Origin of the sequence: Flavobacterium aerium (genome assembly GCF_030766725.1) — a bacterium.
Taxonomy (GTDB): domain Bacteria; phylum Bacteroidota; class Bacteroidia; order Flavobacteriales; family Flavobacteriaceae; genus Flavobacterium; species Flavobacterium aerium.
Genome location: NZ_JARQWR010000001.1, coordinates 406812 through 431312, shown reverse-complemented (window position 1 = coordinate 431312; position 24501 = coordinate 406812). Strand labels below are relative to the sequence as shown.

The window sequence follows — 24501 nt, the reverse complement described above, 5'->3', positions numbered from 1 at the left end:
TTACCAGTATTTTTGGTTGGAAGTCCCATAGAGTTCAAGTACACGCTTAGCGTCATTTTTCTTTTTTGCTCTCAGGTAGCTGACAGAAATATTCTTGCTGGTATAGTAGCGGACAAGACTGTGATACTCTTTGACTTCTTTATAAACGCGGTCGATAACGTCCATGCGCTCTTTGTCATTTAGAGAGAGATTCGATGCGGTAACTATCTGCTTGAGTTCCTTCAGAAGTTCGGTACTCTCATTGAGCAATGCTGAATAACCGTTTCCAATAGCCGCAAGTTCCTGCGGTGTAAAATTGGGATCGTTCATCATTTTACCGAAATTGGTAACATACATCTCTGATACGTCCCCAACCAAAAGCACGGTCTGCTGCACTTTACGGGCATCTTTCACAAGGTTGCTTACGGCTTTGAGTTTGTCGTAATACTCTTTTCCCTGATTGTACACTTTCTCCACCTCCTTGAAATTTTTAACAACATTGGATACCGTAGATGAAGTCTGTACGATTTCATTAGCGCTGTTGAGGATACCCGAAGCCAGGTTCGTAGGATCTGTAACCACCCACTGGGCTTTTACTGAGGGCGCTGCGGCAAGCATAATTGCTGCATACACCATGAACATTTGTTTTTTCATTTTTCTTAAATTTAAATAGTTAATTATTATTACTGATTTGCTTTCTCGCGCCTCTGCATAGCAATATGCTTAATGGCGAGTTCCACATTGCCGTCCAATTCTGATGCGAGCTGCATCACTTCCATTTTTTCTGTTTCTTCAGTGGTATAGGCGAGGTACTCCTCAAGGCTCACTTCTGTAGCATATACTGCTGAATCCGTACCACCGAGGCCTATCCATACTTCCTTGTAAAGGCGCGAAGCATCATTATTCATATTGATAGAAAGTACCTGTGCCTTTTCCTTATCGGTTAGACCGAGCATCGCCTGAATGTCATCGAACTTGTTCATGTACTTGCGCTGGTCCAACAGGATTTTACAGTCGGAGTTATTGATAATACTTTCTTTTACAATAGGAGACTGGATGATATCATCCACTTCCTGCGTTACTACTATTGCCTCTCCAAAGAACTTTCTCACAGTCTTAAACAAATACTTGATGTATTCCGCCATTCCTTCCTTGGCAATGGCTTTCCAGGCCTCTTCAATGAGGATGAGCTTGCGGATACCTTTGAGCCTTCTCATCTTATTTATAAAGACCTCCATAATTATGATGGTCACGATGGGAAAAAGAATTTTGTGGTCTTTAATGGCATCAATCTCAAAAACGATGAATCGCTTGGAAAGCAGGTCTAACTGCTTATCGGAATTGAGCAGGTAATCATACTCTCCGCCTTTGTAATAAGGTTCCAGGACATTGAGGAAATTGGCAATATCAAAATCTTTTTCCCTAACCTGTTTTTCCTGAAGTACCTGGCGGTAATCACCCTGAACATATTCATAAAAACCATTGAAAGACGGATATACATCATCGCACTTGATACGTTCTATGTAACCGCTCACCGCATTGGACAATGCTACTTCTTCAGAACGGGTTGGCGGCTCGTCATCCCGTTTCCAAAGGGTAAGAATGAGCGTTTTGACACTTTCCCTTTTTTCAATGTCAAATACGCCATCATCTGTGTAGAAAGGGTTAAAGGCAATTGGATTGTCCTCTGTATAGGTAAAATACACCCCGTCTTCTCCTTTGGTTTTGCCTTTTATTAGCTCACATAATCCCTGATAGGAATTACCTGTATCGACCAGCAACACGTGTGCGCCCTGCTCGTAATATTGCCTTACCATATGGTTAGTGAAAAAAGATTTACCGCTTCCCGACGGACCCAAAATAAATTTGTTCCGGTTGGTGATAATCCCGCGCTTCATCGGCAAATCAGAAATATCCAGATGGATGGGCTTTCCTGTGAGCCTGTCTGCCATTTTGATACCGAACGGTGAAGGCGAATTGTGGTAATTCGTTTCTTCCGTGAAGAAGCACAAGGCAGGTTCAATGAAGGTATAAAAGCTTTCCTCGCTTGGAAAATCACCTGCATTTCCAGGCATTCCAGCCCAATACAGCGTGGCCACATCGGTGGTATTGTGCCGCGGCTTGCATTCCATTAGCGCCAGTGCACTCCCGCTATCATTTTTTAGCTGTTTGAGTTCCGCCGGATCATCCGACCATGCCATAATGTTGAAGTGTGCCCTGATGGAAGAAAGACCGAATGAATGTGCTTCGTTCAGGTATTTTTCTATCCACTCTTTGTTGATCTGGTTGGCACGGCTGTAACGAGCCAAAGAGTGCATATTTCTCGCTGATTTTTCAAACTTCTGAAGGCTCTCTTCGCTGTTATCCAAAAACAGGTATTGGTTGTAAATATGATTGCAGCTCAGAAGCAGTCCAACGGGTGCAGCAAATGACAGCCTGCAGTCGCTTCGGTCTGTAGAAAGTTTTTCATAACGGGTATCTGCCGAGACGGTTCCGGGCAGGTCATCAGTATCGGACAAAGTATGCAGGCACAGCCTTTTGTTTCCGATACGGACCTCTTCAGCGCCCAGTACGATATCCTGCATCGGTGTCGCGGCTTCCCTCGAAAGCGTCAGGTATTGCTCCAGCAGTCCCTGCTTTTCATCTGTACCCACAATGTCTTCTTCACTCAGGCGGTTCAGCTTGATAAGTCCGCTGTCGTTAATGATACGCTCAAACTGTGCGACGGCTTCCATAAAACGATGAATCGCTTCCTTGTCCCTGATTTCCTTTGGTATAAGCGAACCTTTGCATAGCGAAGAGAAATTGCTCTGCATGCGCATACGCTCCTTGCTCGTCTTGGTCAGGAACAGGTAGCAGTAATGGTTCAGGAATGGACGCTCATTAAAATGACGCTGGTAGGATTTAGCCAGAAAGCTCTGGTCATCCTTTGCCAAATCAGGGGCATAGTTTTCCTTGATATACCAATCTTGTTTGTGGATTACCGTAAAATCAGGCAAAGTCTTGATAGCCTTGTGCCAGGCAGAATGAATAGCTTCATATTCCGCAGATGCAACTGTAAAAAGTTCCGGTAAACGCACTTCAAAGCAGGCGGTAATGTCCGCGTCCTTTGACAGGATGCAGTTATTCTCTACCGCCAGTAATGGAAACCTGCTTTCCAATGTTGTGGTCTTTGCTGAATTTCTCATACGGCATTGGATTTAGGGGTAAACCTCAGATAGCAGTGTACAGGCTTCCGGCAGATGATGTAGCGGGGATGCCTTTTCTTTGCACCCACTTTCATGAGTCCGTGCTCACCGTATTTTTTATTCAGGGAGAAAGTCTGCCATACAATAAGAGAAGCACCGCCGGCTCCAAGAAACAGGCAGATGAAGGAGTTAACTCCCGCCATGTATAGTATCATGACCAGCATAAGAGTTCCGAGCAGTCCGCCGGCAAAAATGAAAAGGTATTGTGCTTTCAGCCCCTTAAACTCTACGGTTCTCCCAATGCCCTTGTTGATGTTATAATTACTCATAAGACTGTGGGATTAAAGGAAGAATGAGCGCAGGATGGTTGCAGCTACTATTAGGAAGATACAGGCACCGAACCAACTTGCTGCGGTTTTGCTTGTATCGGGATCGCCGCTGCTGAATTTGTTATATACCTTAACACCTCCGATAAGGCCTACCACTGCTCCGATGGCATAAATAAGCTGCGTGGCGGGATCGAAATACGAGGTTACCATCTGCGTGGCTTCATTGATACCCGCCGTACCATTTCCCTGTGCCAGCGCACCTAAACCTGTCAGCATTGCCACTGCTGCCAACAGGATTTTTTTTGTTTGTTTTTCCATGATTAAAAACTTTAATTGTTTCTGATTTCCCACACTTTGCGGGCGTTCAGTACAAAGATGTTATGGAAATCAAGGCGTCATAACAATATGGCAGTCAGTGGAATTACTTGGCTAACTTTGGCATTATTGTAGATGTTTAAGCATAAAAAAACGCCAGACTTTTTTACAGTCTGGCGTTCTGTTCTCGGAGTTCCGACTTACATTTTTCGTCCTTTAGGTTTGCTTATATCCGGTTGTGCAAGCAGCTGTTTTTCGTTGGCTTTTTGGTGGTTCTTTTCGGTTTTGAGGTTGCTTTCAATCAAATCAGGAAGAAAGGTTTTTTTCCATGGAATAAGCTTCGCCCTAAACTTTAATTTCAAACCGTGCTTTGCAAGTCCTTGCGTAAGTTCAAATCCGTGTTGCCTGTTCCATCCAATTCTGTCAAGCAATCTTTCAGAGGGAAACTGCACAGCTATTAAATCTTTGGGAAGCTCCTTGATATTCTGATAGTCGGGCTCATGGAATTCGTGGGTGTTAGGATTATAAGGTATGGTATAGGTTCTTTTGTCTTCATCGTAGTAGTTTTCGATATCCGAGAGCACAATACCTTTAGAAAGGAAATCATCTTTTGGTCGGAGCATATCCATTCGGATATCAACGTAGAATGTATGTCCTGCAATATCTACCGTTGGCAATATTCCTTTGTTTACACGCATATCAAAAGTTTTTTGATCTACCATTAGCTCAAAATCAGATTTACCCTTTACCTCTTCTGGTGCATAATTATATCGGGCAGCCATTCCTTGCGGATCAAGTGCCACAAATTCAGAAATCTTAACTGTTATACATTCACGGTCAAACATAGATGGAAGATTTTTATTTTTCAGGCTGTAGTCAAAAGTATAACCATCTCCGACATCACGCATATTTTCAAATGCAATGATATTTGTCGGGTCAGCCTTTTCCCTGAGTTCAAATTTGGATACATCTACAATAAAGTCGGTACCTTCAATATTTATGACTGGCAGCTCTCTTTCCATGATATTCTGTGTTTTTTATTAAACAATAAAGGGGAGTATTGCCCTTTCAAACAAACTCCCCAATATCAAAATCACCCAAATCATTTTTCCGCAAAGTGGAAGAACCGGAATCAGGTTCAGAGAGACTGCTGTCCAACAGCATGGCTATTTTTCTTGAAGCACCCTCTATAGAATTTTCCAGCAGGCTGAATAATTCAGTACCCTGTATTTTTTGAACTATTGCAATTGCCGTTTCTTTTTGGGCCTGCTCCAATTTTTCTTTCTGGAGTAACTCCCCTACGGAGCTTAGTTCATCATAGGTAACCCCCTGGGCAAGACTGTCATCACCTGCGGATATTCCGTACCTGTTCCATTCTTCTTCTTCCTGTTCAAAATCAGGCATATTACTGAAAACTTCGTCCAGCTCTTCCTGCGGAATTTGAATACTTACGTTTTCATTTTTGTCGTATTCAATGTCTAAATTATAGGGATTTATCTCTGTTTCCTCAATTTGGCTCTCAGTGGCATTGTTTGGAATTGAAAGGCTTCTTACAGGCTTGGGCTGACCCATAATATCCGGCAGGTTTGGGTTAACTTTTTCCTGTTTCGGCTGCTGTTGCTCCGACCTTTTCTTAATGACAATCTTGTCCTGCAAAAGCAGGACAATGACTATCAGCAGACATATCACAATTACATTTTCCATAGCTTATAAAATGGGTTTAAAACGTTCGTTGAAATAATCAGTAATATCATCCCCAAACTCCTTAAAGTGATGTTCAAGGATGTTGTCAATATAGGAGTACAGTGTTGTCTTTTCTTCCCTCGTTAATTGCACAATGCGGATTAACCTTTCGTGATATTCGGGACGTATGTAAACAACCTTTCCATTACGACCTGAAGGAAACCTATTGACCATAAATATCTCCTCATAATCCACCTTCTTTGAAGAAGCAGTGCGGACTTTTTCTTTTGGTTTTGGTTCCTTTAGTATTTCTTTTTGCTGATTAGCTTCGGGTACAGTAGAAGACTTATTACCACTCATGATGTTCATGATTAACTCCTCATCAACAGCAGGTTTATCAAAGTCTTTTCTTCTTTTATCTATGGACATCCTTAAGTGTTTTAGAGATTAACAATTTTTAAAAACTCCTCGACAAACAAATCTATTCTAGTTGCTTTCATAAGCTGTGGTTCGGCAGGTAGCAAACTTGACCGAAATACACTGTTGAGTGTATCATCCGTTTCTTTCCTAAAACGTTTACTATCCATTATTTTTGAGGTCATTACAGATAAATCAAGCTCGTTAATAACACTTTGATAAGCCTCGTATATTCCTGTCTTTTCTCGACCATCTACCTGGTTCCAAAACATCCACATTTTTTGATCCTTATTACTCTCATCTGTTTCGGGTAAACCAAGGAATGCTTTAGTAAAGCTCAATGTACTTTCCATAACTAGACGATCAGCACTGATTGGAGAAAAAATAAAATCCATTCTTCTTAAGGTAGTAAGCACACCTTTTGTATTGGCTGTACCAGGAAGGTCAAAAAAAATTATATCAGGCTCTATTGCAGATTCATTTATGTATTCCAAAGCCTTTGATAAGGCATCCTCCGCTTTACAACTGATAATCGGATATGCCTTTTTATTGATACTTTGATACAACTTCATTGCAGCTCTTTTATGGTAGTCATTCTGCATAATCGTTTTCAAATCTCTTTCTCTCATATTGGCTAAACTGTGTTGCGGAAAATCACAATCCATTACAAGTACATTAAATCCTAAACGATAATGCAATACACTTGAAAGTAGTGCAGTCATAGTAGATTTTCCAACACCGCCCTTAGGCGTTGAAAAACTGATTTTTAAGGTTTTCATTTTTGTTTCCATTTTTTAAATATTTATTGTTACACATTTTATTTGGTTGGTAGGTTTAAATATTGGTGTATTTGAATAGTACCTATTTTCCATATGCCTGTATTCCCTTTTTGAAAATTTCCTTGATTGTTGTTTGCTTTCATTACAGCTTGGTGAGTAATAATTTTTAGCAAATGGTAAACGTTGTAATCGGTAAATTGCTTTACCACTTTTATGCTTTTACATTTTTAAAGTTCTACGCTTTTAAAACCTTATGCTTTTATTCCAAAATATCTGTATCCAAATACTCCTTTCTTATTTACCTGTACACATTTTTTATAACCTGCATTAAAACCATAAAGCAAATAAAGCGATTGAATTAGCTCCTTATTGTTGTGTGGTAGTGTTTGGCAATCAAAGGCAGAGTTTGTCTAGTGATTACATTACAATATTCTTACAGACAGATCTTTACTTTGTAAAATGATTTTTATTAACATATTTATGCGAAGCATCTTGACAGAATGGAAACTAAACAGAACGGCATCGAGCCGTATTTCCCTGTTACACTTAATCCGTCCCGAAGGGCGGATTTTTGTGTTCAACGGAACACGGCAAGTTGTGTTTTGAGGCACTCGAAACCGAGTTCGTGCCTCAAAACAACTTGCCCTTCCGGGAGCTGAAAAACACCTTCCGAAGTCAGGGTTTTGTGTAAGGATTAAAATGGACAGGTTATGGACGAAAACAATAACAACAAACGCAATAAGGGTGGGCGTTCGCCAAAAGACGACCCAAGCATCCACCGCCACGTATTTCGACTGACGGATGAAGAAAATGCCAAACTTTTATTGCTTTTTGAAACATCGGGAATGCCCAATAAAGCAAAATTTATCATTTCGCTGCTTTTCAGCAAGGAGATGAAATCGGTTAAAATTGACAAAGGGACAGTTGATTTTTATATGCGATTGACTTCATTTCACAGCCAGTTTCGCTCGGTAGGTGTAAATTATAACCAGATTGTAAAGCTGTTGTACCGTCATTTTTCCGAGAAAAAGGCGGCAGCTTTTCTCTATAAATTGGAAAAACAGACTGCTGAGATGGCGCTATTATGCCAAAAAATCATTCAGATAACCGAAGAATTTGAAACAAAATATGTGAAAAAAAATCCTTAGAAATGATAGCAAAAATCGGAAGAAGCGGAAATTTATACGGGGCATTGGCATACAATCAGCTAAAAGTAGAGAATGAAAGCGGGCAGATTTTGTTTGGCAATAAGATGATTGAAACCGCAAGCGGTCATTATTCCGTTGCGCAATTAGCTCAATCTTTTGCCCCTTATCTAATAGCCAATCGCAATACCGAGAAACATACTTTGCATATTTCGCTCAATCCTGACCCGAAAGATAAAGTAAGTGATGACAGGTACAGGGAAATGGCGGAAGAATATATGAGGGAAATGGGTTATGGCCAGCAGCCTTTTGTGGTGTTCAAGCATACCGATATTGACCGTAGCCATATTCACATTGTATCGGTTTGCGTGGACGAGCAGGGCAAAAAGATTCCAGACAGTTTTGAGAAAATGCGCTCTATGAATGTGTGTCGTGAACTGGAAAAAAAACATGGATTGATACCCGCAACGGATAAAGAGTATAGACAGAACGACAAGGTTTTCCGTCCGGTAGATTATCGCTCAGGTGATGTCAAAAGTCAGATAGCCTCAGTAGTGCGTCACCTGCCGAATTATTATAAGTACCAAACTTTGGGAGAATATAATGCTTTGCTTTCTCTTTTTAATGTTACCACCGAAAAAGTGCAGGGCGAGTTGAAGGGAAAAATGCAGCAGGGTTTATTATATATCCCTTTAAATGCAAAAGGCGAAAGAGCCGGACATCCGTTCAAGGCTTCTTTATTCGGAAAGAATGCTGGACTACCGACTTTGGAATTAAACTACGCGAAATGCAAAGAGACTTTAAAAGACCATCCGGCAAAGCCAACCATTAAAGCTGCAGTTACCATTGCTTTACAATCAACAAGTGATGAGCTGGCTTTTAAAAAACAGTTAGGCGAACAGGGAATTAACGTAGTAGTACGCAGAAATGACACAGGACGTATTTACGGAATCACCTTTATAGACCATAATTCTAAAACAGTATGGAACGGTTCACGATTGGGAAAAGAGCTTTCTGCCAATACCTTTAATGATTACTGGAATAATAATATCAAACCGGAAATTATAGAGCCTGTGGAAGTGCAGTCAAAAATGACAAAATCAAAAGATGCAGATCTTCCTAAAGAGGAACCTCATTATTTATTCGACTTCCTGAATACCGCTGAAAAACACGAAGACGGTTTGATTGAAGCACTAGGCGGTTTGCTCCCTGAAGCACAGGGCGAAGATTCCCAGGAACAGGATTTTGCCAACAGAATGAAGAAGAAAAGAAATCGCCAAAGAGGTCAGAAATAGAAATCAGCCAAACACTGCCCCGCAACGCCATTGACTTCCACATTCTTATAGTCAACCTGTACAGCTTTTAAATTCACGCCCGAACATTAAAAATTAAAATAATGCAGGGAGAAGATGATTTAAGAGGATTAGCCAAAATTATGGCTTTTATGCGGGCAGTAAGTATCCTATTGGTATTGATGCACCTTTATTGGTTTTGCTACGGTTACTTTATAGATCGCGGATGGACTTTAGAGCTAATCAACAAAATATTAGGCAATTTTCAGCGTACCGCGGGATTGTTTTCGCATACTTTATATACCAAAGTGTTTGCTCTGGTATTATTGGCACTAAGCTGTTTGGGTACAAAGGGGGTTAAAGACGAGAAGATAACCTGGACTAAAATTTATATTGCTTTGGCGATTGGCTTTGTTCTGTTTTTTCTGAACACACCTTTATTAAAGCTATCAATAATTACGGCCACAATCCTTTATATCCTTACCACAAGTTTAGGTTATATCGCTTTAATGGTAGCCGGAGTTTGGATGAGCCGATTGCTCCGTACTAATCTGATGGACGATGTTTTCAATAATGAAAACGAGAGTTTCCAACAGGAAACCAAACTGATGGAAAACGAATATTCTGTCAATCTTCCCACAAAATTTTATTACAAAGGCAAATGGAACAACGGCTGGATTAATATAGTCAATCCTTTTCGGGCAACGATAGTTTTGGGAACTCCAGGTTCAGGAAAATCGTATGCGATTATCAATAATTACATCAAACAACAAATTGAGAAAGGTTTCAGTATGTACATCTACGATTTCAAGTTTGACGATCTTTCTACCATTGCTTATAACCATTTATTAAAGCATCGGGATAAGTATAAAGTACAACCCAAATTCTATGTCATCAACTTTGACGATCCACGTAAGAGTCATCGTTGCAATCCACTCAATCCCGACTTTATGACGGACATTTCCGACGCTTACGAAGCAGCTTATACCATAATGCTGAACCTCAACCGTAGCTGGATACAGAAGCAGGGCGATTTTTTCGTGGAAAGCCCAATTATCCTGTTTGCTGCCATTATTTGGTATCTGAAAATCTACGAGGATGGTAAGTACTGTACTTTCCCACACGCCATTGAATTACTGAACAAAAAGTATTCGGACGTATTTACTATCCTTACTTCATATCCTGATTTGGAAAATTATCTTTCACCCTTTATGGATGCGTGGCAAGGCGGAGCCCAAGACCAGTTACAAGGACAGATTGCATCGGCTAAAATTCCTTTATCAAGAATGATTAGTCCACAATTGTATTGGGTAATGACAGGCGACGATTTTTCATTAGACATCAACAACCCTAAAGAACCCAAAATACTTTGTGTAGGTAACAATCCCGACCGCCAAAACATTTACTCTGCAGCATTAGGTTTGTACAATTCAAGAATTGTAAAGCTCATTAACAAAAAAGGACAATTAAAAAGTTCTGTTATTATAGACGAATTGCCAACAATATATTTTCGAGGATTGGATAATCTTATCGCAACTGCCCGTAGTAATAAAGTAGCGGTTTGTTTGGGCTTTCAGGATTTCTCGCAATTAACAAGGGATTATGGCGACAAGGAAAGCAAGGTTATTCAAAATACAGTAGGTAATATTTTTAGTGGCCAGGTTGTTGGCGAAACGGCAAAAAGCCTTTCGGAGCGATTCGGGAAAGTATTACAGAAAAGGCAGAGTATGAGCATCAACCGCAACGACACATCGACTTCGATATCTACCCAATTAGACAGTCTCATACCGGCTTCCAAAATATCCACCTTGACACAAGGTTTTTTTGTTGGTGCTGTATCGGACAATTTTGATGAAAGGATCGAGCAGAAAATCTTCCATGCTGAAATTGTCGTGGACAATGAAAAGGTTGCTTCCGAAACTAAAGTATATCAAAAAATACCGGAAATCTTATCTTTTATTGACAAAAACGGGAAAGACAATATGAAGCAGGCAATCGAAGGCAATTACAGGCAGATAAAAACGGATATTGTACTGGTTATCGAAGCCGAACTGGAGCGCATAAAGAATAACCCCGACTTACAGCATTTGGTGCAAAAGGATAAGCCCAAAAGCAATGTATAAATACGAATATATATCAGTTTGCAATTTGGAGCGACCATCTTTCCCCCACGCAAAACTCTTTTTGATAATTTATAAAACATTATATTATATTTACAACTAAAATAAGCCCCCCTTGTAAATTTGGTGGAAAGCCACACTGCTTTAGTTGTATCAATGACATTTTGTGAGCAGTGTAAACAAGTTGGCAAAAACCCTAAAAGAACCGTAGCGAAAGAAAATAAGAATAATGGAAGAAAACAGAAAAAATCATTGGGAAACAGTTTACGAAACAAAAAATTCAAACGAAGTAAGTTGGACTCAAGAAGTTCCGAAAACTTCATTAGATTTTATAAAATCGTTTGATTTAACAAAAAAATCAAAAATTATTGATATTGGTGGCGGAGATAGTAAACTCGTAGATTTTCTAATCGAAGAAGGTTTTGAGAATATAACTGTTTTAGATATTTCCGCAAAAGCAATTGAGAAAGCGAAAGTAAGATTAGGAGTAAATGCAGAAAAAGTAAATTGGGTTGTAAGCGATATAACAGAATTTGAACCAAATGAAACTTTTGAAGTTTGGCACGACAGAGCAACTTTTCATTTCTTGACGAGTGAAGAGCAAATTCAAAAATATATGGAAACTGCAAGAAAATCAGTTTCAGGATATTTAACTGTTGGAACATTTTCTGAAAACGGACCGAAAAAATGTAGCGGTTTAGACATAAAACAATATAGTGAAGAAACATTAACCGCCGAAATGGAGAATGGATTTGAAAAAATAAAATGTGTAACCGAAGACCATATAACTCCTTTTGAAACAAAACAGAATTTTATTTTTTGTAGTTTTAGACGACAATTAAGCTAACCAAAAGGGTTATATGCCAACACACGCTACAAGCAATTTGTGTATTCAGCTTTTTTAAATGATCTTGTATCAGATAAATTTGTGATTATCCAAAAAATTAGGATTCCTTAATCCCAAACTGCTTGTAGTGCGAGAACGTAAGGCTGTGAAAAAACTACTTCAAATTTAGAAACTATTCGGAGGGTTACCAAAGAAAAAACTCAAATATGAGATTCTCAAGAGGCTGATTTTAGTTTTTTCACAGACTGACGTTGTGCGACAGCTTGAGAATCGGGAGAATTCAATAACCTAACGCAACAAATGATAAATTTTATCTTAAAATGAAAAAACATATTCCATTAATCCTTTTACTTTTTATTCTAGTTTCTTGTAGTCAACGACCAGACAAAACTAAAATTTTACAAATTAGAATTGGTCGTTTAGAAATCAATTTTTCCGAAGCATACGTATCCTAAATTTGGAGAATTTATGATTAACACACGAATTTATTACGCAAAAATTTAGTTTGTAGGAGAAAATAAAAATTGGAAATCAAACGGTTTTGGAATTAAATGAAATGAAATACGATGAACGAAATAAATAAAATTGACACAGAATTATTCCTCTATTTAAACGGAATACACAACTCCTTTTTTGACACAATTATGTACTGGGCAAGCGATAAATTGTTTTGGATACCTTTTTATATCTTAATATCATTTCTTATCATTAGAGAATATAGAAAACAGAGTGTTTATGTTTTTATAACTATTACTTTTTTAATTGCTTTGTGTGACCAAACTGCATCACATCTTATAAAAAACGCAGTCAAAAGGTTAAGACCTTCCCACGAACCAGCACTGCAAAACCTAATTCATTTAAGTGAAGCTGGACCTGGTGGACAATTTGGTTTCATATCATCACATTCAGCCAATGCTTTTGGATTAGCTACTTTTTTAATTTTACTTTTACCAAAGAAATACAACTGGCTAAAAATTATATTAATATTTTGGGCTATTTTAGTGGTATACAGCCGAATTTATAATGGAGTTCATTATCCAAGTGATGTAATTGTTGCAATGTTTTTAGGAGTTATTTATGGCTATTTGACAAAAATGCTTTTAGTAAAATTTAAACCCTTTTACTCCAATTAAAATGTAACTACACTACACTTATCCAACGATAGCAATGTTTTTTTTATAATTTACTTCTGTAATTGCAAAAGCAAAACTAAAAAATAAACTGAATTTTACCATCACTCTAATTAACCATGTACTAAAGAAAAATGAATTCTGAACTAAAAATAAAAGATAAAACCAAAGCGGTTGATAATATTAAAGTTTCTCCGTTCAGAAAATACACCCGCAAAACGTCACCTCACAAACACAATAGCTATTTTGAAATTGTGTATCTCTCAAAAGGAAAAGGAGTGCACGTTATTGATACACAGGAATTTCCCATAATACCTCCTGTCGTTTTCATTGTACGTAAAGAACAGATTCATTTTTGGGATATTGAAACAGAACCATCTGGTTTTGTAATCATCATTAAAAAATCGTTTATTGATGAGAGTTTAGACAAAGAAATAAAGCAATTACTTTCCAAAATAAGTTCCTATCCTTGCTTGTTTCCAAATGATAAAAGTACAGTTGAACAATTATTCCAACTTTTAAACAAAGAATATCAAGAAAGTAAAGGTGAGAGCAACGCAATTATAGAAGGTTTATTAAAAGCTTTATTGGCTAAATTGCTTCAATCCGAAAAACCTAAAAATTCAATAAGTAGCCACAAAGAGAATCTTTTTCGAAAATTTAAAGATCTTCTTGTTCAAGAGAAAAAATTGACAAATGAAGTTGCGCATTACGCCAAACTGTTGAATACTACTCCTCAAAATCTCAATGCTATTTGTAGAAAGGAAAATAACCAGTCAGCAACTGAAGTGCTTTCGGAATCTATAATTGGTGAAGCTAAACGATTATTACTTTACACCGATGTAACGATTACTGAAATTTCTTATTCACTAGACTTCAAGGACAATTCCCACTTTACTAAATATTTTAAAAGATATACAGGTATTACTCCAAATACTTTTCGTTCAACAACGAATTAGATACCATTCGTTTTTCAAATAGACCATAAAATTATTTGTTTGTTGTTTATTTTTACTAAAAAATAAAGATGAAAAAAACAGTAATTATAATGCTTACGATTACGATGTTAAGTAGTTGTCAAAAGTCTGGCAATTCAAAAGATTTACAAACTCGAATTGATAGTTTAGAAAACAAACTTTCCCAGACATACAAACCCGGATTTGGAGAATTTATGGGTAACATTCAAATTCATCACGCAAAACTTTGGTTTGCAGGAGAAAATCAAAATTGGAAATTAGCTGATTTTGAAATGAATGAAATCAAAGAAAATTTAGAAGGAATTCAAAAATACTGTTCAGACAGACCAGAAACTAAATCTATTGGAATGATAAATCTCGCGATGGATAGTTTAAGTAATTCTATTTTGAAAAAAAATCAAGAAATGTTTCAGAAAAATTACACCAATCTCACAAACTCTTGCAATTCTTGTCATCAAGCTACAAATCACGAATATAATGTAATCGTAGTTCCTAAAAACTCACCATTTTCTAATCAGGATTTTCAAATAAAAAAATAATTATGTATAAGAAACTAATAAATACAGATAATTCAACAACAACTATTTTAGTACGTTTAATGATTGGAGCAGTATTTTTTTCCGAAGGAATACAAAAATTTTTATTTCCTGATACTTTAGGTGCAGGAAGATTTGCTAAAATTGGTTTACCATCACCAGAATTTTTAGGCAGTTTTGTTGGCTTTTTTGAAATACTTTGTGGTGCATTAATCCTAATTGGACTTTTTACACGTTTAGCAAGTATTCCAATTATTATAATTATGCTTGTTGCAATTGCAACAACAAAAGCAGAAGTTCTTAAAAACGATGGGTTTTGGGAAATGCTTCACGGCAGTAGAACTGATTGGGCAATGTTACTCGGTGGTATTTTCCTTTTGATTGAAGGTGCAGGAAAATGGTCGCTAGACAAGAAATTAAATAAAAATGGAGGAGAAAAATAATTTAAAAGAAATAGCAAAATTATTTTTGAAACTTGGCATTATTGGTTTTGGTGGTCCAGCAGTACATATTGCTATGATGCAAGATGAAGTAGTCGTCAAAAAAAAGTGGCTAACCGAACAACATTTTCTTGACTTAATTGGTGCAACTAATTTAATTCCCGGTCCAAATAGTACCGAAATGGCTATTCATATTGGACACGAAAAAGCAGGTTGGAAAGGACTAATTGTAGCAGGAATTTGTTTTATTTTTCCAGCAGTAATCATAACAGGATTTTTTGCTTGGTTGTATAAAGAATACGGGCAAATTCCAGAAATAAAACCTTTTTTATATGGAATAAAACCTGCAATTATTGCCATAATTCTTTCGGCAATATTTCCGTTAGCGAAAAAATCCTTAAAAACAATTCAATTAGGAATTATTGGAGGCATAATTTTGCTACTTTCACTTCTAAATTATAATGAAATAATTTTAATGTTTGGTGCAGGAATAATTGCATTATTAATTTATTATTTAAAACAAAACACGAATAAAAGCATAAACACTTTTCTTCCGTTAACACTTTTACAAGTTTCAAACACCAATATAATTTCAGCAACAAACTTAAATTTATTTTTAATTTTTTTAAAAATTGGAGCAATTTTATACGGAAGTGGCTATGTTCTTTTTGCTTTTCTTGATGCAGAATTAGTTGAAACAGGACTTTTATCAAGAACACAATTAATAGATGCAATTGCAGTCGGACAATTTACGCCTGGTCCAGTTTTTTCATCAGTAACTTTTATTGGTTATCAAATTAATGGTCTTCCAGGAGCAATAATTTCGACAATTGCCATTTTTTTGCCATCCTTTATTTTTGTTGCGTTATTAAATCCATTGGTAAAAAAAATGCGAAATTCTAAAATGTTTTCAACATTTTTAGACGCTGTCAATGTTGCGTCAATAGCAATTATAATTTCTATTTGTTTAGAAATGGGAAAAGAAACTATAATTGATTGGCGAACAATTTTAATTGCTTTTTTAAGTATTATCATAACATTTAATTATAGAAAAATAAATAGTGCTTTTGTAGTTTTAGGTGGTTCAATAATTGGATATATTTTAAACTTTATATGAAAATATATAAAACAAAAGCCGATCGCACAATAGCAGTTAAAAAGCAATTCAACTGGGGCGAATTGATCGTTCTCAAGTCGTCTTTAAGCGTATAGAAAGTCTTTCTTGAACCTGAATACTATCAATTTTAACCCTTTCTTCTTGCTCTTCAACAATCAACTCTTTATTGTCGGGAGTTATTGATAAATGTATTTTTCTATCAATGGCAGCCAATTCGTTTTTCAATTCACCCAGCCTGCTTTCCTTAGACCACGTACCATTTACCAATTCATGAAGAACAGGTAAATCTTTTTGTATTTCCGCAATTTTCTTTTGCTCTTGCTCGATATAGCCCGGTAATTTTTCCAGTGCATTAAGAAAGTTCATAGCAGCCAGCTTTTCATCTTTAGCGATTAAGCCATTGTTGTAGGTATATTTGATATTGCCCTCGCCCTGTACCAAAAAGCGGTTTACCCTAATATCCGCACCCTCTTTTTCGGAGATTTCAGTTTTGACCAACAGCGTAAATCCGTACAACGTACCGATTTCTTCATACTGACCTGCAGTGCGGGCTTTGTCTGCAAGCTGGCTGAGCTTTGCACCGATTTGTTTTATATCCGCATTAGCCGATAAGCCGTCCAGAAAAACAGGGTTTGCAATAGTACCGTCCGAACGCTTTTGCATACGTCCTTGCAAGTTTGTCCAATCAAGGCTGATTCTGTTAAAACGTGATTGGGAACTTTCCAGCAATTCCGTAAAGTCTTGCAACTTGTATTTGGCACTGAGCTTAGAACGATTGAACGCCTGTTTCTCGCTTTCCAATCCTGCAATCTGCTTTTCCAATTTGGCTTTATCAAGAAGGTCGGTATTTCCCGAAAGGATGGCCACATATTCCGAGAAGTTCATTCCCGATTTTTCGTCCATACTGCCTTCGTCAATTGTTCGCTTGCCCAGATTGTTGTTTTTTAACTGGTCAATAAAAAGCTGTTTATTGTACAGCAGGTTAAACTTATAGCTGTCCAATGATTTTTCTACGGCATAGATAATTACATCTACTTTGTTGCTGGCAAAGAACTTGGCAATCTCATTACCTTTTCGGACTGCACGACCGTCCCTTTGGGCAAGGTCACTTGGTCGCCACGGCGTATCTAGATGATGAACAGTAACAGCTCTTTTCTGTGCATTTACACCGGTGCCTAACATACTTGTTGAACCAAAAAGTACACGGATTTTTCCCTCGTTCATTCCCTTGATAAGTTCTTTGCGCTGCTTATCAGTCTTGGCTTCCTGTATAAACCGGACTTCGTGTCCAGGTATGCCGTGGTCTTCCACTAGCTTGCGTTTGATTTCGGAGTACACATTCCATTCGCCCGGATTGTAGGTCCCCAAATCCGAGAAAACGAACTGTGTTCCTTTCTGTGCGTTGTATTGGTTGTAATATTTGGCAATGTTTGCCGCACAATGCGAAGCCTTGTTATCGGAGTGGTCATCATAGCGACCACTTACCATACGCATATCCAGCGACATCTTACGGGCATAGTCCGTAGCGATGAGCATCTTTGCTTTTTCTTCGCTTTGTGATAAAGGTGCTCTTCCTAATAAGGTAGCATTGCCCGATTTGGCAAACTCCATTAGCTTTTTGATAAAATCTTCCTGGTCTGGAGTAGGCGGTATATTATACAATACCTCGTTCTTATCTGGGCGGTCAATTCCTATATCTTTTGCCGTGCGGTAATCCGTTATTTCCGAGTAAAACTGAGCCAGCTCCGGCACTTTAATAAAGTATCGGAAACGTTCTTTTGCCACGATATTGTTAGCCACCGAAAATTCATAATCGGTCGTTTTCCTTGCATAAATAGCTGCCCACGCATCAAAAGAGTGAATGCCTTGTTTTTCCATTGCCCGTGGCCGCAGGTATTTGAATAGCAGGTACAGCTCAGTTAATGAATTGCTGATAGTTGTACCCGAAAGAAAGGTTGCACCCATATCGGCATTTATGCGTTCCTGAATAGTACGGATAGCAAACAAAAGGTTCATTGCCTTTTGGCTTCCGTCTACATTACCCAATCCGGCAACCCTTGTATGTCTTGTGTTGAACATTAGGTTTTTGAATTGGTGACTTTCATCCACGAACAAATGGTCAATGCCCATCATCTTAAAGTCCACCACATCATCCTTTCGGTTTTCAATATCGTGCTGCAAGGTTTTAAGCTTGACTTCAAGGTTTTCCTTCCGCTTGATTACTCCGGCAAGCATCCCTCTGGTAACTTCCTTGCCTTGTGATTGCAGTGCATCGAGGTTACGCTCTACGCTGTCCAATTCTATTTCGAGTATTTCCTTTTGAATTTCAGGAGATTGGGGTATCATTCCGAATTGGTCGTGCGTGAGGATAACGCAATCCCAATCATTGTTTTTAATATCCCCGAAAATTCGCAAGCGTTTTTGAGGCGTAAAATCCTCTTTGCCTGGAAATAGGATTTTAGCATGTGGATAGGCAGTGCGGTAAGCTTCTGCTATCTCGTGAACATTGCTTTTTAGCCCGATAATCATTGGCTTATTGGCTAACCCCAAACGCTTCATTTCCTGCGCAGCCGTACACATTACCAGCGTTTTTCCTGCGCCTACTTCGTGGTCGCAGATCGCGCCGTTGTTAAGCTTTATCATCCACACGGTATCCTTTTGGCTCGAATACAAATCTTCGATACCCAATGCTTTGCGGTCCAGTCCTGGAAAATCCTGATGGCTTCCGTCATAGTTTGGTCGGACGAAACAGTTAAAAGTGTCGTTGTATTGACCCGTCAGCCTGTTTTTTAACTCATCATTCTGGGCGTGCAGCCAGTCGGTAAAAGCGGTACGGATTTCATCTATCTTGGTGTTAGCCATTTGTATGGCTTCCATATCCCGAACCTTGAGCTCCTGGTCGCCAACCATTATTTTTTTGGTAATATCAGGTGTGGTATTGACAAGGGCGTGTTTGAGAAGGGCAATCCCGTCAAAGGTCCGGCTTTCGGCTTTGACGGCATATTTTTCCCATATATGCAAATTTCCCTGATGGCACTTTACCGAAAAGTCATCGGAGCTTTCCGAGTAATTTATATGCACATCTGTATCGAAAAGATGTGAAGCAAAACGGGCATAAAGGCCTGTGGGTATCCAGCGTTCCCCCAAATTAAAATCGAGTTCCTCAAATTCGATACGTCTTGGTCGGGCTTCTTCCAGGACGGTAAGGCTTGTTTGGGCTTGGCTGTCTTCTGGATTGTTTTCGAGGTAGGCTTTGACCTCTTGCGCTTTTTCAACTACGTTGCCTGCAATCCATCGTTCGGATATTTCATATTCCTTTTGCAGGGGATTGTAGTAAATTCGACCGTGTAATGCTTCTTTCAAAGTATCGCCCGTCATGCCACTGATTTCCGACATATAGTCCAAATCCACCCTTCCATATTTGTTCAGCGATGCCGCCAGCGCCTCGTCAGGATTGTCCGTTGCTATTGTTGAGGTGGAGAAACTTACAGGACGACTGAATATATCGGCTTTGTGTACAACGCCTCCAATGACACGCTCCAAATAAGGGATTTCCTTGCCGGAGCTATCTGTTTTGATGAGCTTGATATTATCGGCATTATTAAGGCTACCGTACCTTTTGACAAAGGAATCGTAAAGGCGGTTAAGGTTTTCCCTTTCTTCTTTTTGTTCAGTCTGAAACGTTGCCTCCTTATTGTAAAGCTGTTGGTAAACATCACGTACAGCTATGTACGCTTCGGCTCTTGCTTTCTGTAAAGGTGGCAGATGCAAAGGGTGGAAAACCGCCACGCCCTCTGATGTATCTACATCTTGCAGATGACCGACCCAGCCATTATTTGCAACAAGGCAGTCGTTACGATGGAACGATTGCACCTCGCCACTGTACGGAGCAGGTTTGGGAATAACTGACGTATCAGTTGGATTATTACCGCTTGTACTCGAAAACAGGTCGCCGATAGCTTCCTGTTTTTTATCTTCGGCTGAGGTATTTCCATTGGTAAGAGTTGGCGTGTACGGTTGCTGCATCGCACTGAAAAGGTCAGTTTGACGACCTATCGCACGGCTGTTTTTTTTAGTACTTTGCTTTTTGACTTTGGGAGTTCCTTTGGTTGGAACAGCTAACATTACAGGTTCGTCCACATTTTCAAACAGGTCAAAAATGCTTAACTGCTTTAATTCCTGCAGGCTTTCCCTATTGGTTACAGAAGTTGGGAGAGATAGCGACTTTTGTATAATGCTCACGGGTTCGACAACTGCTGGTGTAGCCGTTGTTTGAGTAGGGGTCTTTGTTGTAGGTCCTGCGTTACTTTCTCCTTTATACAAACCAAAATTCAAATGCATTCCAAAATCGTCGGAAAGCATTTGCTTCAAGTCTTTGGCAATTCCCTCAAGGCCGTCTTTATGCGTATAGATTAATGCAGGTTGCCCATAAGCGTCGGTATCTAATTTACGTTCGGTATGCACAATTCTTGTACTGTCCTGAAAGAGTGCATTGCCTGGTGTGTTGTATTCTGTCTGCATGCTTTGGCAAAACAGATCTTCCCTTTGGGTCAGACCTTGCTTTACCCTATTCTTTTGCAGGATAATCAAATCACTTCCAACTGCTGTTCCGGCGTAATCTGTAAACAGGTTGTTGGGCAAGCGAACAACCGAAATCAGATTATTATCCTGCATGAGCGCCCTGCGTATAGGCTCATTGTTAGGGCTGTTGAGAATGCCCTGCGAGGTAATGTAAGCCAGCAGACCACCCTCACGGAGCATATCAGTACCTTTGAGAAAAAAGTAATTGTGAACGCTTCGGGCTGCCTGTACTTTTGCACTGTCCTTGCTTCGGGAATAGGAAAGGTCGAAAACGGAAGTGTCTCCAAAAGGGATGTTACTGGCTATTACATCATAGCTGTTTTGTTCCTTTTCGGGGATTTCTTCAAAACCGGAAATACGGATATTGCTTTCGGGATAAAGCTGTTTTAAGATCTTGCCTGTGAGCAGATCTTTTTCGTAAGCAGTAACATTGGCTTTTTGATTTTCTGAAAAGGATTGTATGAATGAGCCGACACCGGCAGAGGGTTCGAGGAATTTATCAATGTTCAGACCGCTTTCACGCAAGGTTACGGAAATCGCATTAATGACCTGTGACGGAGTATAAAAAGCCGTCAGAACGGAGCTTTTCATACTATCAACATATCTGCGGTATTGCTTTTCGTCTTCTGAATTTTCTTTGAGTAGGTGGTGGAGTTCGCGGGTGATCGCGAAAAGGTCGTGTTCGGTTTTTCTCCAATTATTGATGTCAATTTCATTCGCTATAGGGTTCAACACGAATTTAAGACCGCCAAATCCGCTGTATTGCATCATTAGAAGTCTTTCGCCTACGGTGGCTTGTCGTTTCTCCTTTTCCAGTTTAAAAGCAATTCGCAGGGCATCAATGTTCTGTTGGAGATGATGCTTTTTACTGAAGCCCATGTTTCTGTATCCATATTGAGATGGTTCCCGTTATTTCGGTATAGAGCAGGTCAAACTCATAACTGTACGCGAAGTCATCACTTAGCTCGTAGTTAGAGAAAGCAGCCGCGCAGACACGTAACATTTTCAAAGCAAATGGTCGCAGTTCCTCGTCTGCCATAATGGTATCAAACTCATTGCAGACCACCTGAAAAACAGCGTCAAACCTGGAGAAATACAGGTTTTTAAACAGGATATAATTTGCTATTTCGCTGCATTGCTCAATAGTGTTTCCCGAATTAAATGCACCGTGGTAGGCATTGGCCGCCCATGAGGAGCGCTGTTCAATAAACTTTTGGTCATCTGCTTTTTCGGGGAAACTGGTATTTAATAATTCTTGCAGTCGCAATCTGAAATACGATAGGTCTTTTTGCTGTGTATTCATACTATAATTTTGTTTAGAATTGGCATGAAGCCTAAAATTATAGTAGTAAATAAGAGCCTTTACTGAAGTTGAATACTTTGGCTTTGTGTGGCAGGATATGACGTGATGGACAATAAAAAAACCTCTGGATATTTAGAGGTTTTTAAGCATTGTTTAGAATTATGGCTTGCTTTCACGAATGGTATAAATCTGGTCCATGATTACCAATTTGCTAGAGCTAGTCTTAATTTTCATTCTTTTTGAAGCTTTTATTTTTTTTGTCAAACTCAAAGGAAGTTTCGGCACAATCGTTCAGTACTATGTAAGCATCAAACATCTTTCCTGCCTTGCTTTTCATTCCTTTGATGAGTGAAGTCTTACCCTTGCTGAGAAGGCTTTCAATATCATCTATGCCGATTTGTACGCCGCAGACATTGCGGAACTGTACCCAGCTGCAAGTTTCATCAGGACACTTCACAATTTTGTCACGTATAATGAGCTGTTGGCTTTTACATTTCGGGCAAATGAGTTTTGGCAGGTTATTTTGGGCAATGGAAGTCTGCAACAATTCACTGGTAATAGATGCAGCGTAATTTTCCATTTCCTTTTGAAATGTTCCGGCATCTGATTCGTTGTTTTCGATTTTCTGCAATGCAAGTTCCCACTGGGCGGTCATTGCCACATCTGCTATTTTTTGGTCTTTAACCAATTCATATACCTGCAGTCCTTTTTCTGTTGGTATCAAGGATTTCTTATCCCTTTGGATATATTTACGGGTAAACAACGTTTCAATTATCGCAGCTCTTGTCGCCGGGGTGCCTATACCAATATTTTGCAAGACTTTGCGTTGGTCTGCATTTTCAATTTCTTTTCCGGCAGTTTCCATAGCCGACAAAAGGCCTGCTTCGGTATAAAGCACAGGCGGTTTGGTTTTCTTTTCCAAAACGGAAGCTTCTTTTATTTTGAGTTCATCGCCATTTTTGAGCAGGGGTAAATCCTGTACCGGTTCTGTATCATCATCTGAGAAACTGCCTTTAATGGAACGCCAGCCCGCTTCTATAATCTTGAAGCCTTTTGAGGTAAAATCATAATGCAATACCTGTAAACCGACATCCGTTAACTCTTTGATGCAGGCTCCGGAAATGGCTTCGAGTAATCGAAAGGCAATCATATCATAAACCGCATTTTCCTTTGCATTCAACGCTGAAGGGATTTTATCAGTAATCAATAATCCATGATGGTCAGTAACACGCAAATCGTTCACGATACGTTTATTAAAACGACCCCATTTCACTTGAGATAAGGTTTGTTTAATGTTTTCCCTGTTTTGTAAAGCTCTTACCAGGCTGGGAATTTCTGCCCACATATCTTCAGGAATGTATTTACTTCCCGTTCGTGGGTATGTGATAAACTTCTTTTCGTAAAGGCTTTGGGAAATGCTGAGGGTTTCTTCGGCAGAAAGGCTCAATTTTTTGTTAGCTTCTTTCTGCAAGCCAGTAAGGTCGAACAATAAAGGCGGCTGCTCTGTAACGCTTCTGGTTTCTACCAATGTAACTACTGCCGTTTCGCTTCGCTGAATGGCTTTAAGAGTATCACCGGCAGGTTTTTTGTCTTCCCATTTGATTTTTGAGAGGCTTTTAAAATCTATCAGCTCTTTATTATGTGACAACTGTACCTGCCAATAATTTTGTACCGCGAAACTCTTGTTTTCCAAATAGCGTTTGCATATTAAAGCCAGTGTAGGTGTTTGCACTCTTCCGAGCGAATGGATGCCATTGCCTGCGGCAATGCTTAGTGCCTGCGTAGCATTGATGCCCACAAGCCAATCGGCACGGCTTCTGCCTAGTGCCGCCTGATACAATCCGTCAAACTCTTTTCCGTCTTTAAGATTATGAAAACCCTGTTTGATAGCTTTTTCGGTAAGCGAGCTTATCCAAAGCCGTTCAAAGGATTTGTTGCATTTCAGGTATTCGTAAATGTACCTGAAAATGAGTTCGCCTTCACGTCCTGCATCGGTGGCAACGATGATGCTATTGCTGTTATTAAAGAGCTGTTCAATGATTTTCAGTTGCTTTAATGCGCCTGTATCGGCAGAGTAGCCTTTATCTTTTTTGACCTTTCGCACAGTGAGTAAAAAAGGGTTTGGGAGTATAGGCAGTGATGCTTTGTCAAATCCCGTAATCCCGTAATCTTCGGGCATTCCCAATCCTATAAGATGGCCTAGTGCCCAGGTAACAAAATAGCCGTTACCGGTCAGGTAGCCGTCCTTTTTCTCGGATGCGCCTAACAAGCCAGCTATTTCCCTTGCTACGCTTGGTTTTTCTGCAATTATAGTTTTCATACA

20 protein-coding genes are annotated in these 24501 nt (G+C 39.1%); 9 read left to right on the top strand and 11 right to left on the bottom strand.

What is annotated here, in order from left to right:
* From P6733_RS02030 to P6733_RS01995, 8 genes are all read right to left on the bottom strand, one after another.
* Window positions 1–633: a DUF4141 domain-containing protein gene (locus P6733_RS02030; RefSeq protein WP_306349918.1), complete on the bottom strand. Its 633-nt coding sequence runs from the start codon at window positions 631–633 to the stop codon at window positions 1–3.
* Between the two features lie 29 nt (window positions 634–662).
* Window positions 663–3167 (bottom strand): TraG family conjugative transposon ATPase, encoded by a 2505-nt coding sequence (locus P6733_RS02025; protein ID WP_306349916.1) that lies wholly within the window; start codon window positions 3165–3167, stop codon window positions 663–665.
* Entirely contained in the window at window positions 3164–3496 is a 333-nt protein-coding gene (locus P6733_RS02020; protein ID WP_306349914.1) for a DUF4133 domain-containing protein, read from the bottom strand. The genes P6733_RS02025 and P6733_RS02020 overlap by 4 nt, the downstream gene beginning before the upstream one ends.
* Window positions 3497–3508: 12 nt before the next feature.
* Entirely contained in the window at window positions 3509–3814 is a 306-nt protein-coding gene (locus tag P6733_RS02015) for a DUF4134 domain-containing protein (protein ID WP_035620828.1), read from the bottom strand.
* Between the two features lie 197 nt (window positions 3815–4011).
* Window positions 4012–4833: a hypothetical protein gene (locus P6733_RS02010; RefSeq protein ID WP_306349910.1), complete on the bottom strand. Its 822-nt coding sequence runs from the start codon at window positions 4831–4833 to the stop codon at window positions 4012–4014.
* Window positions 4834–4879: 46 nt separating this feature from the next.
* Window positions 4880–5515, bottom strand: coding sequence for a conjugal transfer protein TraD (locus P6733_RS02005; protein ID WP_306349909.1), 636 nt, complete (start codon window positions 5513–5515; stop codon window positions 4880–4882).
* Window positions 5516–5518: 3 nt separating this feature from the next.
* Window positions 5519–5923 carry a DUF3408 domain-containing protein gene (locus P6733_RS02000; protein ID WP_026726958.1) on the bottom strand — a complete coding sequence of 135 codons (405 nt, stop codon included), beginning with the start codon at window positions 5921–5923 and terminating at the stop codon, window positions 5519–5521.
* An 11-nt stretch (window positions 5924–5934) separates the two neighbouring features.
* The gene (locus tag P6733_RS01995; protein ID WP_306349907.1) at window positions 5935–6702 is read right to left on the bottom strand and encodes a ParA family protein; all 768 of its coding nucleotides are present in this window, start codon (window positions 6700–6702) and stop codon (window positions 5935–5937) included.
* Window positions 6703–7400: 698 nt separating this feature from the next.
* Here P6733_RS01995 and mobA point away from each other — a divergent pair.
* The 9 genes from mobA (at window position 7401) to chrA (ending at window position 16294) form a co-directional block, all read left to right on the top strand.
* Window positions 7401–7838 carry a conjugal transfer protein MobA gene (gene mobA / locus P6733_RS01990; protein WP_306349906.1) on the top strand — a complete coding sequence of 146 codons (438 nt, stop codon included), beginning with the start codon at window positions 7401–7403 and terminating at the stop codon, window positions 7836–7838.
* Window positions 7839–7840: 2 nt separating this feature from the next.
* A complete protein-coding gene (gene mobB / locus P6733_RS01985) occupies window positions 7841–9130 on the top strand; it encodes a conjugal transfer protein MobB (RefSeq protein ID WP_306349905.1) in 1290 nt (429 codons plus the stop codon).
* A 101-nt stretch (window positions 9131–9231) separates the two neighbouring features.
* Window positions 9232–11250, top strand: coding sequence for a conjugal transfer protein MobC (gene mobC / locus P6733_RS01980; protein ID WP_306349904.1), 2019 nt, complete (start codon window positions 9232–9234; stop codon window positions 11248–11250).
* Window positions 11251–11476: 226 nt separating this feature from the next.
* Entirely contained in the window at window positions 11477–12094 is a 618-nt protein-coding gene (locus tag P6733_RS01975; protein ID WP_306349903.1) for a class I SAM-dependent methyltransferase, read from the top strand.
* 566 nt (window positions 12095–12660) lie between these two features.
* A complete protein-coding gene (locus tag P6733_RS01970; RefSeq protein ID WP_306349902.1) occupies window positions 12661–13227 on the top strand; it encodes a phosphatase PAP2 family protein in 567 nt (188 codons plus the stop codon).
* Between the two features lie 131 nt (window positions 13228–13358).
* Window positions 13359–14183 (top strand): AraC family transcriptional regulator, encoded by an 825-nt coding sequence (locus P6733_RS01965; RefSeq protein WP_306349901.1) that lies wholly within the window; start codon window positions 13359–13361, stop codon window positions 14181–14183.
* A gap of 68 nt (window positions 14184–14251) precedes the next feature.
* Window positions 14252–14740, top strand: coding sequence for a hypothetical protein (locus tag P6733_RS01960; RefSeq protein ID WP_306349900.1), 489 nt, complete (start codon window positions 14252–14254; stop codon window positions 14738–14740).
* 2 nt (window positions 14741–14742) lie between these two features.
* Window positions 14743–15180, top strand: coding sequence for a DoxX family protein (locus tag P6733_RS01955; RefSeq protein WP_306349899.1), 438 nt, complete (start codon window positions 14743–14745; stop codon window positions 15178–15180).
* Window positions 15164–16294 carry a chromate efflux transporter gene (gene chrA, locus P6733_RS01950; RefSeq protein ID WP_306349898.1) on the top strand — a complete coding sequence of 377 codons (1131 nt, stop codon included), beginning with the start codon at window positions 15164–15166 and terminating at the stop codon, window positions 16292–16294. The genes P6733_RS01955 and chrA overlap by 17 nt, the downstream gene beginning before the upstream one ends.
* A gap of 72 nt (window positions 16295–16366) precedes the next feature.
* On the opposite strand, the gene P6733_RS01945 is transcribed toward chrA, so the two are convergent.
* The 3 genes from P6733_RS01945 to P6733_RS01935 all read right to left on the bottom strand — a co-directional run bounded on the left by P6733_RS01945 (window position 16367) and on the right by P6733_RS01935 (window position 24498).
* The gene (locus P6733_RS01945; RefSeq protein ID WP_306349897.1) at window positions 16367–21754 is read right to left on the bottom strand and encodes an N-6 DNA methylase; all 5388 of its coding nucleotides are present in this window, start codon (window positions 21752–21754) and stop codon (window positions 16367–16369) included.
* Complete coding sequence (locus tag P6733_RS01940; protein WP_306349896.1) at window positions 21741–22178, bottom strand: DUF1896 domain-containing protein; 438 nt, start codon at window positions 22176–22178, stop codon at window positions 21741–21743. Before P6733_RS01940 ends, P6733_RS01945 begins: the two co-directional genes overlap by 14 nt.
* Window positions 22179–22401: 223 nt before the next feature.
* A complete protein-coding gene (locus P6733_RS01935; protein WP_306349895.1) occupies window positions 22402–24498 on the bottom strand; it encodes a type IA DNA topoisomerase in 2097 nt (698 codons plus the stop codon).
* Window positions 24499–24501 lie beyond the last annotated feature (3 nt).

Coding starts and splice junctions, on each gene's coding strand:
- mobC (WP_306349904.1), top strand. CDS start 9,232: ATGCAGGGAGAAGATGATTTAAGAGGATTAGCCAAAATTATGGCTTTT.
- P6733_RS02005 (WP_306349909.1), bottom strand. CDS start 5,515: ATGGAAAATGTAATTGTGATATGTCTGCTGATAGTCATTGTCCTGCTT.
- P6733_RS02030 (WP_306349918.1), bottom strand. CDS start 633: ATGAAAAAACAAATGTTCATGGTGTATGCAGCAATTATGCTTGCCGCA.
- P6733_RS01940 (WP_306349896.1), bottom strand. CDS start 22,178: ATGAATACACAGCAAAAAGACCTATCGTATTTCAGATTGCGACTGCAA.
- P6733_RS01935 (WP_306349895.1), bottom strand. CDS start 24,498: ATGAAAACTATAATTGCAGAAAAACCAAGCGTAGCAAGGGAAATAGCT.
- mobA (WP_306349906.1), top strand. CDS start 7,401: ATGGACGAAAACAATAACAACAAACGCAATAAGGGTGGGCGTTCGCCA.
- chrA (WP_306349898.1), top strand. CDS start 15,164: ATGGAGGAGAAAAATAATTTAAAAGAAATAGCAAAATTATTTTTGAAA.
- P6733_RS01970 (WP_306349902.1), top strand. CDS start 12,661: ATGAACGAAATAAATAAAATTGACACAGAATTATTCCTCTATTTAAAC.
- P6733_RS02010 (WP_306349910.1), bottom strand. CDS start 4,833: ATGGAAAGAGAGCTGCCAGTCATAAATATTGAAGGTACCGACTTTATT.
- P6733_RS01975 (WP_306349903.1), top strand. CDS start 11,477: ATGGAAGAAAACAGAAAAAATCATTGGGAAACAGTTTACGAAACAAAA.
- P6733_RS01995 (WP_306349907.1), bottom strand. CDS start 6,702: ATGGAAACAAAAATGAAAACCTTAAAAATCAGTTTTTCAACGCCTAAG.
- P6733_RS02020 (WP_306349914.1), bottom strand. CDS start 3,496: ATGAGTAATTATAACATCAACAAGGGCATTGGGAGAACCGTAGAGTTT.
- mobB (WP_306349905.1), top strand. CDS start 7,841: ATGATAGCAAAAATCGGAAGAAGCGGAAATTTATACGGGGCATTGGCA.
- P6733_RS01965 (WP_306349901.1), top strand. CDS start 13,359: ATGAATTCTGAACTAAAAATAAAAGATAAAACCAAAGCGGTTGATAAT.
- P6733_RS01945 (WP_306349897.1), bottom strand. CDS start 21,754: ATGGGCTTCAGTAAAAAGCATCATCTCCAACAGAACATTGATGCCCTG.
- P6733_RS02015 (WP_035620828.1), bottom strand. CDS start 3,814: ATGGAAAAACAAACAAAAAAAATCCTGTTGGCAGCAGTGGCAATGCTG.
- P6733_RS01955 (WP_306349899.1), top strand. CDS start 14,743: ATGTATAAGAAACTAATAAATACAGATAATTCAACAACAACTATTTTA.
- P6733_RS02025 (WP_306349916.1), bottom strand. CDS start 3,167: ATGAGAAATTCAGCAAAGACCACAACATTGGAAAGCAGGTTTCCATTA.
- P6733_RS01960 (WP_306349900.1), top strand. CDS start 14,252: ATGAAAAAAACAGTAATTATAATGCTTACGATTACGATGTTAAGTAGT.
- P6733_RS02000 (WP_026726958.1), bottom strand. CDS start 5,923: ATGTCCATAGATAAAAGAAGAAAAGACTTTGATAAACCTGCTGTTGAT.